Annotated in this window: 14 protein-coding genes; 4 read left to right on the plus strand and 10 right to left on the minus strand. The window is 62.7% G+C overall.

Annotated elements, in window-relative coordinates; genetic code table 11:
* Window positions 1-2: 2 nt before the first annotated feature.
* The gene (gene rsmD, locus V6766_RS05660; RefSeq protein WP_448464436.1) at window positions 3-560 is read right to left on the minus strand and encodes a 16S rRNA (guanine(966)-N(2))-methyltransferase RsmD; all 558 of its coding nucleotides are present in this window, start codon (window positions 558-560) and stop codon (window positions 3-5) included.
* Window positions 541-2,109 carry a pseudouridine synthase gene (locus V6766_RS05665; protein WP_448464438.1) on the minus strand — a complete coding sequence of 523 codons (1,569 nt, stop codon included), beginning with the start codon at window positions 2,107-2,109 and terminating at the stop codon, window positions 541-543. The genes rsmD and V6766_RS05665 overlap by 20 nt, the downstream gene beginning before the upstream one ends.
* Window positions 2,110-2,178: 69 nt before the next feature.
* Here V6766_RS05665 and V6766_RS05670 point away from each other — a divergent pair, with 69 nt between their 5' ends.
* Window positions 2,179-2,634, plus strand: coding sequence for a nucleoside deaminase (locus V6766_RS05670; RefSeq protein ID WP_448464441.1), 456 nt, complete (start codon window positions 2,179-2,181; stop codon window positions 2,632-2,634).
* Here V6766_RS05670 and V6766_RS05675 read toward each other — a convergent pair.
* The 6 genes from V6766_RS05675 to chrA form a co-directional block, all read right to left on the minus strand.
* Window positions 2,626-3,111 (minus strand): N-acetyltransferase family protein, encoded by a 486-nt coding sequence (locus tag V6766_RS05675; RefSeq protein WP_448464443.1) that lies wholly within the window; start codon window positions 3,109-3,111, stop codon window positions 2,626-2,628. The genes V6766_RS05670 and V6766_RS05675 overlap by 9 nt on opposite strands.
* Before the next feature lie 21 nt (window positions 3,112-3,132).
* Window positions 3,133-3,798, minus strand: coding sequence for a hypothetical protein (locus V6766_RS05680; RefSeq protein ID WP_448464445.1), 666 nt, complete (start codon window positions 3,796-3,798; stop codon window positions 3,133-3,135).
* 165 nt (window positions 3,799-3,963) lie between these two features.
* Entirely contained in the window at window positions 3,964-7,092 is a 3,129-nt protein-coding gene (gene ileS, locus V6766_RS05685; protein ID WP_448464447.1) for an isoleucine--tRNA ligase, read from the minus strand.
* 239 nt (window positions 7,093-7,331) lie between these two features.
* Complete coding sequence (locus V6766_RS05690) at window positions 7,332-8,312, minus strand: bifunctional riboflavin kinase/FAD synthetase (RefSeq protein ID WP_448464449.1); 981 nt, start codon at window positions 8,310-8,312, stop codon at window positions 7,332-7,334.
* A gap of 20 nt (window positions 8,313-8,332) precedes the next feature.
* Entirely contained in the window at window positions 8,333-9,181 is an 849-nt protein-coding gene (locus V6766_RS05695) for a TIGR01459 family HAD-type hydrolase (protein WP_448464451.1), read from the minus strand.
* A 37-nt stretch (window positions 9,182-9,218) separates the two neighbouring features.
* Window positions 9,219-10,583 (minus strand): chromate efflux transporter, encoded by a 1,365-nt coding sequence (chrA, locus tag V6766_RS05700; RefSeq protein ID WP_448464453.1) that lies wholly within the window; start codon window positions 10,581-10,583, stop codon window positions 9,219-9,221.
* Between the two features lie 266 nt (window positions 10,584-10,849).
* Here chrA and groES point away from each other — a divergent pair, with 266 nt between their 5' ends.
* The 3 genes from groES (at window position 10,850) to V6766_RS05715 (ending at window position 13,859) form a co-directional block, all read left to right on the plus strand.
* Entirely contained in the window at window positions 10,850-11,146 is a 297-nt protein-coding gene (gene groES / locus V6766_RS05705) for a co-chaperone GroES (protein ID WP_018065505.1), read from the plus strand.
* Window positions 11,147-11,225: 79 nt separating this feature from the next.
* Window positions 11,226-12,878 carry a chaperonin GroEL gene (groL, locus tag V6766_RS05710; RefSeq protein ID WP_448427481.1) on the plus strand — a complete coding sequence of 551 codons (1,653 nt, stop codon included), beginning with the start codon at window positions 11,226-11,228 and terminating at the stop codon, window positions 12,876-12,878.
* 291 nt (window positions 12,879-13,169) lie between these two features.
* Window positions 13,170-13,859: an outer membrane protein gene (locus tag V6766_RS05715; protein ID WP_448464455.1), complete on the plus strand. Its 690-nt coding sequence runs from the start codon at window positions 13,170-13,172 to the stop codon at window positions 13,857-13,859.
* Between the two features lie 64 nt (window positions 13,860-13,923).
* On the opposite strand, the gene V6766_RS05720 is transcribed toward V6766_RS05715, so the two are convergent.
* A complete protein-coding gene (locus tag V6766_RS05720) occupies window positions 13,924-14,421 on the minus strand; it encodes a YciE/YciF ferroxidase family protein (RefSeq protein WP_448464457.1) in 498 nt (165 codons plus the stop codon).
* 144 nt (window positions 14,422-14,565) lie between these two features.
* Window positions 14,566-15,282 (minus strand): glutathione binding-like protein, encoded by a 717-nt coding sequence (locus V6766_RS05725; RefSeq protein WP_448464459.1) that lies wholly within the window; start codon window positions 15,280-15,282, stop codon window positions 14,566-14,568.
* Between the last annotated feature and the right edge of the window lie 5 nt (window positions 15,283-15,287).

The following is a 15,287-nucleotide window of genomic DNA, read 5'->3' on the forward strand; positions in this document are numbered from 1 at the left end:
GATCAGGCGCGATACCGGTAGAAATGCATGCGCGTATCACCGAATTCGCGGGTCTCGAGCGGCTGGTAAACCTCCGAAAGCATTGGCGATACATCCGCGCGCTCCTCCAGGATCGCCAGCGCACCGGGCTTCAGCCAGCCGCCGTCATGGGCCGCGGCCATGGCCTTTTCGCCAAGTCCTTTGCCATAGGGCGGGTCGGCGAACAGGAAATCATAGGGCTCGATGCGATTGGCGGGGCCGAGCCGGGTCGCATCGCGGCGCATGATCCGGGTGCGGCCGGCGAGGCCGAGCGCCTCGATATTCGACCATAATAGCCCCCTGCCCTCGACACTGTTTTCGACGAACAGAACCGCCTTCACCCCGCGCGACAGCGCCTCGAGCCCCATCGCGCCGGTGCCCGCGAACAGATCGATCATCCGCGAACCGTCAAGCGCTTCCGGATAGGCATGGCTTAAAATGTTGAAAAGGCTCTCGCGGGTGCGATCGGTCGTCGGCCTGATGTCGGAGGACTTCGGCGTGGCGAGCGCGCGCCCGCGAAACTCACCGCCGACGATCCGCATTGCCCTTCGGCCCCCTGCCCGGACCGCCGCGCGGCCCGCCATCCCGTGAACCGCCGGAACGCGGCCTGTCGCCGCCCGGACGTTTGCCGCCTTCGGGGCGGCTGCCGCGCTTCTCGCCGGTCGGACGATCGCCGCGTGGCGCCGCAGCCTCCCGCTTCGGCCCATCGAAGCGCTTGCCGCCGGCAGGACGGTCACCACCGGCTGGACGGCCCTCGCCGCGCTGACGCTTCGGGCCATCGAAACGGCGGGCTTCGCCTGCCCCTTCAGCACCGGCCTCACGGGGTTTGTGCGGTCCCTTGAAGGCAGGCTTTGCAGCGGGCTTGCCCCTGCCGCCGGCCGGTCCGCGCGCACGCGGCGCTTCGCCCTCGGCGGAACCCGAGCGGCGCGCATCGCGCTTCGCATCGCGGCGGGCGTCTTCCCTGGCCCGGTCCTCGGCCTTCTTCTTGGCCTTGGGGCCGAGCGGACGGGCGCCGGGCGCCATCCACACATTGGTGGCGCGGCTGCGGGTTTCGATATCCTTGTAGACCTTCTCGCCATTGCCCTTGCGCTTGGTGTCGAGCCGGTCGCGGCCGCGTTCGGCGCGCTCGCCGCGATCCAGCTTGTCGCCGCGACGCTTGCCCTGGCCCTCGCGTTTTCCGGATTCCGGCTTCCAGTCGTCGCGGGCTTTCGGCGTCTCGCCTTCCACCTGCTTGTCATTATAGATCGGCGCGTCGAAATTGGCGCCGGCCTCCTCGATCAGCCGGGGGCCGAGCTGGTCGCGCAGCGTGCGGCCGCGCACTTCCATCACGTTGCCCTCGGCGATCTCGCCGAGCTGGAAGGGACCGTAGGAAATGCGGATCAGGCGGCCGACTTCGAGGCCGAGCGCGCCGAGCACGTTCTTGATCTCGCGGTTCTTGCCCTCGCGCAGCCCCATGGTGATCCAGACATTGGAGCCCTGCACCCGGTCGAGCGTGGCATCGATCGCACCGTAAAGCACGCCGTCGACGGCAATGCCGTCCTTCAGTCTGTCGAGATCGGCCTGTTCGATCTTGCCATGGGCGCGCACGCGGTAGCGGCGCAGCCAGCCGGTGGCCGGCAGCTCCAGCACCCGCGCCAGCCCGCCGTCATTGGTCAGCAGCAGCAGGCCTTCGGTGTTGATGTCGAGACGGCCGATCGAGATCACCCGGGGCAGCTCGGCCGGCAGGTTGTCGAACACGGTCGGGCGACCTTCGGGGTCGGAATTGGTGGTCACGAGGCCGGCAGGCTTGTGGTAGATCCACAGCCTTGTGCGCTCGATGCCCCGGATTTCCTCGCCATCCACCTCGATCTTGTCATCGAGGGTGACGTTATGCGCGGGCGTTTCCAGCAGCTTGCCGTTGACCTTCACCCGGCCGTCGAGGATCATCCGCTCGGCATCGCGCCTGGAGGCGACGCCGGCGCGGGCGAGGATTTTCGAGATACGCTCGCCCTGTTTTTCCTCGCTAGCAGCGGCTTGGACTTCAGCCTTGCGCGGCGGCTTGCCGCCGGCAGGTTTGTTGCCGCGTTTGGGAAACTTGTCTTTTTCGGTCATTGTGCTTTGCCTGTTTGTCCCGATCCTCTATCAGGTCGGGTCAAGGCCGTTAAGAGGAAAGTTTTGATAATGCCTGTCGGCTATGATTTCATGGCATTGGCGCTCGCCGAGGCCGAAGCGGCGGCGGCGCGCGGCGAAGTGCCGATCGGCGCGGTCGTCGTGATCGATGGCAAGGTCGTCGCCAGCGCCGGCAACCGCACCCGCGAGATGGCCGATCCCACCGCCCATGCCGAAATCCTCGCGCTACGCGAAGCCTGCCGCAAGCGCGACTCGGAACGCCTGCCCGGCGCGCATCTCTACGTAACGCTGGAGCCCTGCGCGATGTGCGCGGCGGCGATTTCCTTCGCCCGGATCGAGCGGCTTTACTATGGCGCGGCCGACCCCAAGGGCGGCGGGGTGGATCATGGCGGCCGGTTCTACGCCCAGCCGACCTGCCACCACCGGCCCGATGTCTATTCCGGTTTTTCCGAAAGCCGTTCGGCGGAACTGTTGCGGTCGTTCTTCAGTGAAAAGCGCTCAGATTGAACCGCTTGCCACCTTGCGCAGGGTCTCGCCTTCCAGCCGGTAGCGGATCCACTCGTCCTGCGGCTTGCCGCCAATGCCATCATAGACGCGGATCGCGCCCTCGTTCCAGTCAAGCACGCTCCATTCCATCCGGCCGCAGTTTTTGGCAACGCCGATCTCCGCGACCGCCTTCATCAGCGCTCGGCCGAGGCCCGCGCCGCGATGCTCCGGCGTCACATAGAGATCTTCCAGATAGATGCCGTTACGGCCCTGCCAGGTGGAGAAGCTAAAATAGTAGACCGCGAAACCCACCGGTTCGCCTTCGGCCTCCGCAATCAGCGCGCCGGTGACCGAGCGCTCACCGAAGATCGCCTCGGCAAGCCCTTCCGCGCTGGTTTCGACCTGATCGAGCGCCTTCTCGAACTCGGCGAGTTCGCACACAAAACGATAGATGGCGCCGGCATCGCTTCGCGTCGCCGGCCGGATGGCATAGCCCATGGCGTCCTCTAACTCAGACTATCACTGACCGGAGTTCTTCGACGATTCCAGGAAGTCGTCGGTCGCGCCGCTGTTGCAGTTGAAGAACAGGAAGCACTTGTCGGGGTCCTTGCCCTCGGCAAGCTTCTGCCGGCGGCGTTCCTTGGCGCGCTCCGGCTCGCCGAGATCGTTCAGCGCCGCCGGATCGCTCGGCATGCGATATTCCTGCGGCGGATCGATGAGGTAGCGGCGCTGGGTGATATCAATCGAGGTCGCTTCCTTCTTCGCCTTGCGGAATGCTTCGAGCTGTTCCTTCTCGCTCATCTGGCTCGGATCATCAGAGGCCAGAAGCGGCGAGCGATAGAACGGATTATCCTTGTTTTCCTCCGCTTCCTCATAGAGGCGGTCGCGCTGCTCTTCCGGCGATTCAACCCAGTTCGGATTGTCGGCGGAGGCAAGCGATTTCTGCGGCGGAGCAAGCGCCGCCATGTTCGTGCCCTTGGTCGGCTTCACCAGGTCGGGGCGCGGCTCGTAATCGATGTCGGGCTGGTCCGGATTGATCACCAGCACGGCCTCGCCGAGGTCCTCGACAAGCTGGCTGGTCGCGGTCTTGCCGGTGCCATAAGTCGGCGCGCCAAGGCAGGCGGAAAGCGATGCCACGCCCGCAAGGGCAATTGCGATCTTCATCGAACGGATAACGAATGTCATGCGCTGTCTACCAAACCTCCGCGCCGGGGCGCTTCTTGTTATCAGGTCATCGCCATACTGTGGCGATGAATCCGGCGAAACCGCGACATTCCTATCGCAGAACCGCCGTTTTCGCAATTCGGCTAATGATCCGGTGGAAAAAGCCGGAAAAACGCCGACTTTTCGTCACCCGGCCAGTGCCGCGAGCTCCCTGAGCGCCGCCGCATCGCGCGCCGACACATCCGGATAGTCCGGATCGGAACCGACATCCTCGGTCACCCGCCAGGAGCGTGCGCATTTGGTGCCGGTTGCAAGCGCGGGCACTACGGCCACATCGGCTACCTCACGCAGGCGGAAGGCGTCTTCCGGGCCCTTGCCGGCCTTGATGGTGATGGCCGAGGTGATGCAGATTTCCTCGAAATCGCGGCCATCGAGGGCGGCAAGCAGCGCTTCGTCGTCAACATAGACGATCGGTGCGGCCTCAAGCGAGGAGCCGATGCGCTTTTCGCGGCGCTCGATTTCCAGCGCGCCCGTGACCACGGTGCGCACCGCGCGGATCTTCTCCCACTTGGCCGCGAGCGCATCATCCTTCCACGCCGCCGGCACATCGGGGAACTGTTCCAGATGCACCGAAACCGCGTTCGGATTGCGCGATAGCCAGGCCTCGTCCATCGTGAACGGCAACATGGGCGCAAGCCAGGTCACGAGGCAGTCGAACAACTTGCGGATCACGTGCAGCGCCGCGCGGCGGCGCAGGCTCGACGGCGCGTCGCAATAGAGCGCGTCCTTGCGGACGTCGAAATAGAAGGCCGACAGCTCGATATTGGCGAAATCGTTCAGCGCGCGGGCGATGCGCTTGAAATCGAAATCGTCATAGCCCTTGCGCACCAGCTGGTCGAGTTCGGCAAGCCGGTGCAGCATCAGCCGCTCCAGTTCCGGCATGTCCGCAAGCGCGATCTCCTCGCCCTCATCATGGGCAAGCGTGCCGAGCATCCAGCGCAGCGTATTGCGCAGCTTGCGGTAGCTGTCGACATTGGTCTTGATGATCTGGTCGCCAAGCCGCTGGTCGTCCCAGTAGTCGGTAGTCATCACCCACAGACGCAGGATATCGGCGCCGGACTTCTTCATCACGTCCTGCGGCACGACGGTGTTGCCGAGCGATTTCGACATCTTGCGGCCATGCTCATCCATGGTGAAGCCATGGGTGATCACCGTATTGTAGGGCGCGCGGCCACGGGTGGCGCAACCTTCCAGCAGCGAGGAATGGAACCAGCCGCGATGCTGGTCGGAGCCTTCCAGGTAGACATCGGCCGGCCATTTCAGGTCGGGACGATCTTCCAGTGTGAAGGTGTGGGTCGAGCCCGAGTCGAACCAGACATCGAGAATGTCGGTGACCATGTCCCAATCTTCGTTCGCCCGCGAACCAAGGAAGCGCTCGCGCGCGCCTTCGGCAAACCATGCATCCGCGCCTTCGGCCTCGAAGGCTTCGAGGATGCGGGCGTTGACGGCGTCATCCACCAGCACATTGCCGGCCTTGTCGGCGAAAACGCAGATCGGCACGCCCCAGGCGCGCTGACGGGACAGCACCCAGTCCGGGCGGTTCTCGATCATGCCGCGCAGCCGGTTCTTGCCGCCGGCCGGCACGAAACGGGTGTTGTCGATGGCCTTGAGAGCGCGGGAGCGCAGCGTGTCGCCCCCCTCACCCTGACCCTCTCCCCCCTGGGGAGAGGGGACTGAGAGGCCACCGCTTGCCGCCGTGTCGCCGTTGAGGGCCGAAGCGCCGCCGCTTGCCGCAGCCTCACCCTTCTCCCCTGAGGGGAGAAGGTGGCCCGAAGGGCCGGATGAGGGGTTGCCCAGCTCCTTGTCCATGTAGACGAACCACTGCGGCGTGTTGCGGAAGATCACCGGCTTCTTGGAGCGCCAGGAATGCGGATAGTCGTGCTTGATCCGGCCGCGGGCAAACAGCATGTCGGCATCGATCAGCGCCTTGATGACGCGGTCGTTTGCATCACCCTTCTTGCCGTTGTCGTCCATGACGCGGGCAGCACCGCCTTCGGCATCCGGGCCGAAGCCATAGGCCTCCTCGGTGTAATAGCCGTCATCGCCGACCGTGAACGGGATCTTCGCGGAGATGCCGCGCGCCTCAAGCTCGCGCGCCTTCTCCATCCAAGCGTCGAAGTCCTCGCGGCCGTGGCCGGGCGCGGTGTGGACAAAACCGGTGCCGGCGTCATCGGTGACGTGGTCACCGTCGAGGAGTGGAACGTCAAAGTTGTAACCGAATCCAAAACCTTTTAGCGGATGCTCACAGACCAACAATCTTAGCTCATCCGAGCCAACGTCCTCTATTAACTTCAGTTTAACCTTAGCTTTGGTTGCACATTCCTCAGCCAAATTTTTGGCGAACAGTAGCTTTTCACCTGGTTGAGGGCCGAAATCGTTTTCGGCCTCTACTACCAAATAAACACCATAAGCTAGCTTTGACGAAAACGAGACCGCACGGTTACCAGGAATCGTCCAAGGCGTAGTTGTCCAGATAACGACGAAGCATCCTGCATACCTATCCATCACCTCAACCCAGTGAGGTGTCGGCGTACCCGGAGAATCTCTGGATACTAATGGTGCCATGTACTTCGATTGGCGAACAGGAAACTTCACCCAAACCGTATCCGACTGAACCTCGTGATACTCAACCTCGGCCTCAGCCAGCGCCGTGCGTTCGACCACGGACCACATCACGGGCTTAGACCCGCGATAGAGCTGGCCGGACTTGGCGATCTTCAGCAGTTCGCCGGCGATCCGGGCCTCGGCGTGGAAGGCCATCGTGGTGTAGGGGTGTTCGAAATCGCCCTCGATGCCCAGGCGCTGGAACTCCTTGGTCTGGACATCGATCCACCCTTGAGCGAATTCGCGGCACTGGCGGCGGAATTCGTTGATTTCGACCTCGTCCTTGTTCTGGCCCTTGGCGCGATAGGCTTCCTCGATCTTCCATTCGATCGGCAGGCCGTGGCAGTCCCAGCCGGGAACGTAGTTGCTATCATAGCCGCGCATCTGGAACGAGCGGGTGATGACGTCCTTCAGGATCTTGTTCAGCGCATGGCCGATATGGATGTTGCCATTGGCATAGGGCGGGCCGTCGTGGAGCACGAATTTCTCGCGCCCCTTGGCGTCCTCGCGCAGTTTCTTGTAGAGGCCGATCTCCTGCCAGCGGGCAACCGTTTCCGGTTCCTTCTCGGGCAGGCCCGCGCGCATCGGAAAATCGGTCTGCGGCAGATAGAGGGTCTTGGAATAATCGATGGTGTCTTTTGTATCGCTCATGGGTTCGCGGCCTTCTGGCGGCGCGTGTCGCGCGCATGTATCGGGGAAATTGAGACGGTCGGGGCGCTTCAAGCGCCGAAATCCCGGACCTTCCGGCGCTCAAATCTCAAGCCGCGCGGAAAGCCGGGCCAATAATTCGTATGGTGCGAAACCGGTACCCAGTCATCATGCGCCGTCTTTACTGATTTTTCGCGGGGATGAAAAGAGCCATGCGCGAGAAACTGGCAGAGGCGCAATCATCAGAATGCAATCTTCGCGTCGAGCTCCGAAAACGGCTTCACGCCGGAAAGCAGCGCCCGCGCCTGATCGGCATCGCGATGCATCTGGGCGACGAGGGCTTCGAGGCCGTCGAATTTCAGTTCGTCGCGCAACCGGCCGAACAGCGAGACCGCGCCCTCCTCGCCATAGAGATCGCCCTTGAAGTCGAAGATATAGGTTTCCAGCAGAGGGCGGCCGTCCTCCACCACGGTCGGGCGGCGGCCGAAGCTTGCGACGCCGTCATGCAGCGTGCCGCAGGGGCGGCGGTAGCGCACGGCATAGATGCCGGGGCGCAGCTTGGCGTCTGGATCGAACGCCATGTTGGCGGTCGGAAAGCCCAGCGTGCGGCCGAGCTTTTCGCCGTGGATCACCTCGCCCGTCACCGTATAGCGGTAGCCGAGCAGGCCCGACGCCTGAACCACCTCGCCGCGCGTCAGGAGATCGCGGATTCGGCTTGACGAGACGACATCCGCACCCTCGTCGCGGAATGCATCCATCAGCGTGACGCCGAAGCCGTGGCGCTTGCCGGCGGTCATCAGATAGGCAGGTCCGCCTTCGCGATTGCGGCCAAAATGGAAATCGAAGCCGGTCACGACCTCGCTGGCGGCAAGCCAGTCTATCAGCACCGTGGTGACGAATTCTTCCGGCGAGCGCTGGGAAAAGGTGCGGTCGAAGGGATACTCGATGACGGCGTGGTAGCCCATTGCTTCGAGCAGCCGCGCCTTCATCGGCGCCGGCGTCAGCCGGAACACCGGGTTTTGCGGATTGAATACCGAGCGCGGATGCGGCTCGAAGGTCAGCACCAGCGCCGGCACGCCGCGCTCCTCGGCAATGGCAAGCGCGCGGTTGAGCACGCTCTGATGGCCACGATGGACGCCATCAAAATTGCCGATCGCGACCACCCCGCCCTTCAGCCCGTCAGGCAGGGGCTCACGAAATTCATTGCGATGGAATACGGTCATGCTGTGCGTCCGGCGCTGATTCAGGCGAGTTTCGTCATCCAGTATTTCGGATGCGCGCCGTGTTGCGTCAAGAACCGATCGAGCGACGCTTCGTCAACGATCCCGTTTTCGGCATAGTCGGCCTCGTGGATGCCCTCGGCCACGAACAAGAGGTCGAGACCGTAATCGATCGCGCCGCGCACATCCGTCGGCATGCCGTCGCCGATGGCGAGCACGCGGGCGGGGTCGACATCGCCGCGGAGCTCCGCGGCCTTGGCCAGCGCCGCGTCATAGATCGGCTTGTGGGGCTTGCCGGCGATGCGGGTCTTGCCGCCGAGTTCGCTGTAAAGCGCGGCAAGCGCGCCGGCGCAGGGCACGAGCCGGTTGCCGCGCGAGACCACGAGATCGGGATTGGCGCAGATCAGCGGCAGGTCGCGCGCCGCGAAGCGCGACAGCAGGTCGCGATAGTCTTCCGGCGTTTCGGTTTCATCATCCTTGAAGCCGCTGCACAGAATGCCCTCGGCGTCGGCCTCGTTGACGTTCTCGACCCCGGTATCGCCGTAAAGATCGGCGTCGCGCTCCGGCCCCAGATAATAGAGCTTGCGCGGACCTTCGGCCACCAGCGTCCGGGTCACATCGCCGGAGGTCACGATGGCATCGAAGCTTTCATCCGTCACGCCGAGCGCGGCAAGCTGCTCCTTTACCGAGGGTCCAAGCCGGGGCGAGTTGGTCAGCAGGATCACCGTCTTGCCGGCGCGGCGCGCCTCGGCCAGCGCCGCCTTCGGCGTATCGAAGGAGGCCACGCCATTGTGGAGAACGCCCCAGACATCGCAGAGCATGACATCGTAATCGGCATGAAGCTGACGGAGAGCGTCGATCGGTTTCGGCATGGATTTTCCTTGTTACGTGGGAGGCGCGGACAAATGGTCACAACAGCGTGCCGATGGCAAGCCCCGCAAGCGCGGCGCCGGCAAGAAGCGGCAGAATGCCGACCCTGAATTTGAGAAGCGCGACAATCCCCGCAACGGCGATGGCGAGCGAGGCCGGATCGAGGCTTGTCCCGTCCGGCCATATCAGGCTCGCGCGCATGAACGGCGGCAGAGAAAACAGCGCGATCCGATCGACCGAGCTGAACAGGACATTCAGCGCGATCCGATCGACCGAGCTGAACAGGACATTCAGCGCGAACCAGAGCGAAAGATTGGCGATCACCCCGACGATCGCCGCGCCGATGCCGGCAAGCGCCCCGGAAAGCGCGGCGTTGCGGCGCAGGTCCTCGACATAGGGCGCGCCGGCGAAAATGAACAGGAAGCTCGGCACGAAGATCGCCCAGGCGGTCAGCGCCGCGCCAAGAACTCCGGAGACGAGCGGCGCGGCAAAGGTCGGCGCGCCGTGCGCGGCGAGAAAGCCGACGAAGCACAGCACCAGCACCAGCGGCCCCGGCGTCGTCTCGGCAAGCGCCAGCCCGTCCATCATCTCCGCCGGCGTCAGCCAGTGGTAGGTGGCGACCGCTTCCTGCGCCACATAGGTCAGCACCGCATAGGCCCCGCCGAAGGAAAACAGCGCGATCTTGACGAAGAAGCCAAAAATGTCGGTCAGCGTCTGAAACCCGCCGAACGGCGCCAGCACGAAAAGCGGCAGCAGCCAGATGACCGTCCAGATGAGCAGCGTCACAACGGTGGAGACGCCGCGCCGGCGCCAGTCCCGTTTCACCGGGCTATCAGGCCCGGCCGCCACCGGCCGGCGCATGAACACGTAGCCGACAAGCCCGGCGGCCAGCACCACGACCGGAAAGGCCACGCCGAAGACGAACAGCGCCAGAAAGGCCGCTATCGCGAGCCCCACCGACACCGGCCCCTTCAGGGAGCGTCCGGCCATGCGCCACAGCGCCTGCACGACGATGGCGAGCACTGCCGCCTTCAGCCCCATGAAGATCGCTTCCAGCCATCCGGCCTCGCCGAGCGTCGCATAGAGCGCCGCGAGCGCGACAATCAGGAGGAAGCCCGGCAGCACGAACAACAGGCCGGCGGCAATGCCGCCGCGCACCCCATGGAGCATCCAGCCGACATAGGTCGCCAGTTGCTGGGCCTCGGGACCGGGCAGGAGCATGCAGTAGTTGAGAGCGTGAAGATAGCGCTCGGGCGGAAGCCAGCGCTTCTCGTCGACGATGATCCGGTGCATCAGCGCGATCTGACCGGCCGGCCCGCCGAAGGACAGAAGGCCGATGCGGGCGAACACGCTGACAAGCTCGCCGAAATCCGGCTTTTCACCCTCTGTCGCAGCAACCGTCACAATGTCCTCGCAATCCGGGTAGAAATGAATCCGCGTCGATATCAAGGGCCGGGGTTACGGTCACGGCATAAAACCTGTATGAAGCCCGGCAATACGAGGCATAAAAAAGTTCCGGCGACGCTCAAAAAAACTTGAAGCCGTTTCTTGACACCGCTTCACCCCCTCCTTAAATCACCGCCATTAGCACTCTCCAGATGAGAGTGCTAACACTGATCCATGCGACCGCGAAAACGGTCGCGAATGTCATTCGATCGAGGGTATAGACAATGGCAAGCATTTCTTTCCGCCCCCTGCACGACCGCGTCGTTGTACGCCGCGTGGAGTCTGAAGAAAAGACCAAGGGTGGCATCATCATCCCCGATACCGCCAAGGAAAAGCCGCAGGAAGGCGAAATCGTCGCTGTCGGCAACGGCGCCCGTGACGACAGCGGCAATGTTGTCGCGCTCGACGTCAAGGTTGGCGACCGCGTTCTGTTCGGCAAGTGGTCGGGCACCGAAGTCAAGCTCGACGGCGAAGACCTTCTGATCATGAAGGAAGCCGACATCATGGGCATCGTCGCTTAATCAAGCGCCTTCCCACGATCCACCTTTCCAACCAGCCGGGCATATGCCCATAAGGTTTTGATAAACCAGGAGTTTTCAAATGGCTGCTAAAGAAATCAAATTCGGCCGCTCTGCGCGCGAAAAGATGATGCACGGCGTTGACGTGCTCGCTGACGCCGTGAAGGTCACGCTTGGCCCCAAGGGCCGCAACGTTGTTATCGAAAAGTCCTTCGGCGCGCCGCGCATCACCAAGGACGGCGTTTCGGTCGCCAAGGAAATCGAACTGGACGACAAGTTCGAGAACATGGGCGCCCAGATGGTCCGCGAAGTCGCTTCGAAGACCAACGACATCGCCGGTGACGGCACAACGACGGCAACCGTTCTGGCTTCCTCGATCATCCGCGAAGGCAACAAGGCCGTTGCCGCCGGCATGAACCCGATGGACCTGAAGCGCGGTATCGACCTCGCCGTCAACGAAGTCGTGAAGGATCTCCAGGCCAAGGCCAAGAAGATCAACACCTCGGAAGAAGTCGCCCAGGTCGGCACCATTTCCGCCAATGGCGAAAAGCAGATCGGCGAAGACATTGCCGCCGCCATGCAGAAGGTCGGCAATGAAGGCGTAATCACGGTTGAAGAAGCCAAGACCGCCGAAACCGAACTCGAAGTCGTTGAAGGCATGCAGTTCGACCGCGGCTACCTGTCGCCCTATTTCGTGACCAACTCCGAGAAGATGGTCGCCGAACTGGAAGACGCCTACATCCTGCTGCACGAAAAGAAGCTCTCCAACCTTCAGGCTCTCCTGCCGGTTCTGGAAGCTGTCGTTCAGTCCAACAAGCCGCTCCTGATCATTGCTGAAGACGTTGAAGGCGAAGCGCTTGCGACCCTCGTCGTCAACAAGCTGCGCGGTGGCCTGAAGATCGCTGCCGTCAAGGCGCCCGGCTTCGGCGATCGCCGCAAGGCCATGCTCGAAGACCTCGCCATCCTGACGGGCGGCACGGTCATCTCCGAAGATCTCGGCATCAAGCTCGAAAATGTTACCCTCGACATGCTCGGCACGGCCAAGAAGGTCTCGATCACCAAGGAAAACACCACGGTTGTCGACGGCGCCGGCCAGAAGGCCGACATCGAAGCCCGCGTTGCCCAGATCAAGGCCCAGATCGAGGAAACCACCTCCGACTACGACCGCGAAAAGCTGCAGGAACGCCTTGCCAAGCTCGCTGGCGGCGTTGCCGTGATCCGCGTTGGCGGCTCCACGGAAGTCGAAGTGAAGGAAAAGAAGGACCGCATCGACGACGCTCTGAACGCGACCCGCGCGGCCGTTCAGGAAGGCATCGTGCCCGGCGGCGGCGTGGCCCTGCTGCGTTCCTCCACCAAGATCGCCTCCAAGGGTGAAAACGACGACCAGGAAGCCGGCATCAACATCGTTCGCCGTGCGCTCCAGTCGCTGGTTCGCCAGATCGCGACCAACGCAGGCGACGAAGCTTCGATCGTTGTCGGCAAGATCCTCGACAAGAACGACGACAACTTCGGCTACAACGCCCAGACCGGCGAGTATGGCGACATGATCGCCATGGGTATCGTCGACCCGGTCAAGGTTGTCCGCACCGCTCTGCAGAACGCTGCTTCGGTTGCCTCGCTTCTGATCACCACCGAAGCCATGGTTGCCGACCTTCCGAAGAAGGAAGGCGCCGGCGGCGGCATGCCCGACATGGGCGGCATGGGCGGAATGGGTGGCATGGGCGGCATGATGTAATCAGGCCAAAAGCCTGATTACAGAATAGCACGCCCATCACCTAAAGTGGTTCAGCGCGGCAAGCGCGCTGAACTGGCGGCATGATGTAATCAGACAAAAGCCTGATTACAGAATGACGTCCGGTCTCATCCGGAATCAGAAAGGCGGCGCTTCGGCGTCGCCTTTTTTTGTGTGCTTCATGCGCAACACGTCGGGGCCATTGTGGTGATTTGGCGCAGGTGAAGCTTCTTCTGCGCGACGAGGATGGTATTTGCCTTTCATCAACGCCGCGTACTCAGATGAAAAGAACCGATGAAGTTCCTCCCCTGCACAGCTCTTGCCGCCCTCCTTGCCGCTTCCGCTGCAGGAGCAGCGGATATCTCCATGCCCGCCGCCGCACCGCCGCCGCCAACGGTCGTTGACTGGTCGGGCTTCTATTTTGGCGCTGAGGGCGGCTATGGCTGGCTGGCCGGGGAAATACCGGAAACCGTCTTTACCGCCGGCAAGACCGAGGCGGCCTCCGGCGGCACGGCGGGCGTTTTCGTCGGTTACGACCATCAGTTCGACAACCGCATGGCGATCGGCATCGAAGGCGCCTACAGCTATAACTGGAACGACAACGACTACGTCGTTTCTTCCCCGCTCCCGATCCTGAACGGCCAGAGCGTGACCTTCGGCACCGAATGGCGGGCGAGCGTCGAGGGCCGGCTCGGCTATGCCTGGGGCAAGGCGCTTGTTTATGCGACAGGCGGCTACGCGGCGACGCGGCTCGAGGGCAGCTTTTCGCTCACCGGTCAGGACTATGATGATGTGTTGAATGGCTGGACCGCCGGCCTCGGCATGGATTACGCCTTCACCGACAATCTTTTCGGTCGCCTGAAGGTGCGCTACAGCGACTACGGCAACACCGATCTCGTGACCAAGGCAACCGGCCTGCCGGGGCTTTCTGACACCAGGTTGACCCAGGCCAGCATCACCGCCGGCATCGGTTTCAAATTCTGATAGAACAGGATGCAAAAAGGGCGGCGAACCGCCCTTTTCACAGGTTGCAGTGTCCTGAACCGCCTCAAGCCGCCTCGGCGCTGGCGTTGATGGATTTTTCGGCTAGTTTCGACAGTTCCAGATCGGCCTTGGACTCCTGCTCGAAGGTTTCCTCGAGAAGCTTGACCACATCCTTCTTTCCAAGCTGGCGGGCCCAGGCGAGCAGCGTGCCGTAGCGGGCCATCTCGTAGTGTTCGACAGCCTGGGCGGACGAGATCAGGCCGGCGTCCAGCGCGGGCGCGCCCTTGAACTCCTCGATGATTTCCTCGCCCTCGGCGATGATGCCCTGGATCGCCTCGCAGGTCTTGCCGCGGGCCGGCTTGCCAAGGATTTCGAACACCTGCTGCAGGCGTTCCACCTGGCCCTCTGTCTCCTCCTTGTGGTTGCGGAAGGCTTCCGCCAGGTCGTCGGAATTCGCCGCGCGGGCCATTTTCGGCAACGCCTTCAGGATCTGGCGTTCGGCGAAATATATGTCTTTCAGCGTATCAAGAAACAGGTCGTCGAGCGTTTTCTGCTTGGTCATGGATATCTCCTCGGTTTGCATCCGTGTTTGGGATGTCCATGAAACGTACCGTTCGCCAAAGCGGTTCCATGCCGAATGAAGAAGCACAAACGAAAAGGGCGCAGCCTGTGCCGCGCCCGGGATCGGATGTCAGGGGAAAGGAGATCAGACGGCGGGCGGCACCGTGAAACCCTTCACGCTGGCCGGACGATCGGAACAGCGTTCAACCCAGGCCGAAACGGCCGGAAAATCCGAAAGCTTCAGCGCATCCTGCGCGTCATAGTGCACCGACAATCCCCTCACCCAAGGAAAGATCGCGATGTCGGCGATGCTGTAATCGGAAGGTTCCTCACCCATGATGAACTTGCGATCGCGCAGCCGCCCTTCCAACACGCCGAGAAGCCTGCGCGTTTCATTGGTGTAGCGCTGCACCGGATAGGGATTGTTCGCCACCTTGTCGGCGGCATACTTGTAGAAATGGCCGAATTGACCGAACATCGGGCCGATGCCGCCCATCTGGAACATCACCCACTGGATCACTTCGTAGCGCCCCACCGGATCGTTGGGCATCAGGCGACCGGTCTTTTCGGAGAGGTAGATCAGGATCGCGCCCGATTCGAACAGACCGATCGGCTTTCCGTCCGGGCCTTCAGGGTCAATGATGGCCGGAATCTTGTTATTGGGGTTGAGCGACAGAAACTCCGGCGTCATCTGGTCGTCCCTGTCGAAGGCCACCCGATGCGCCTCATAAGGCAATTCCATCTCTTCCAGCGCAATCGAGACCTTCACGCCGTTGGGCGTCGGCAGAGAATAAAGCTGGATGACACCTGGATTTGCGGCCGGCCAGCGTTGCGTAATGGGAAATTCCGACAGGCGTGACATGGACG

This window comes from Martelella sp. AMO21009 (assembly GCF_053484295.1).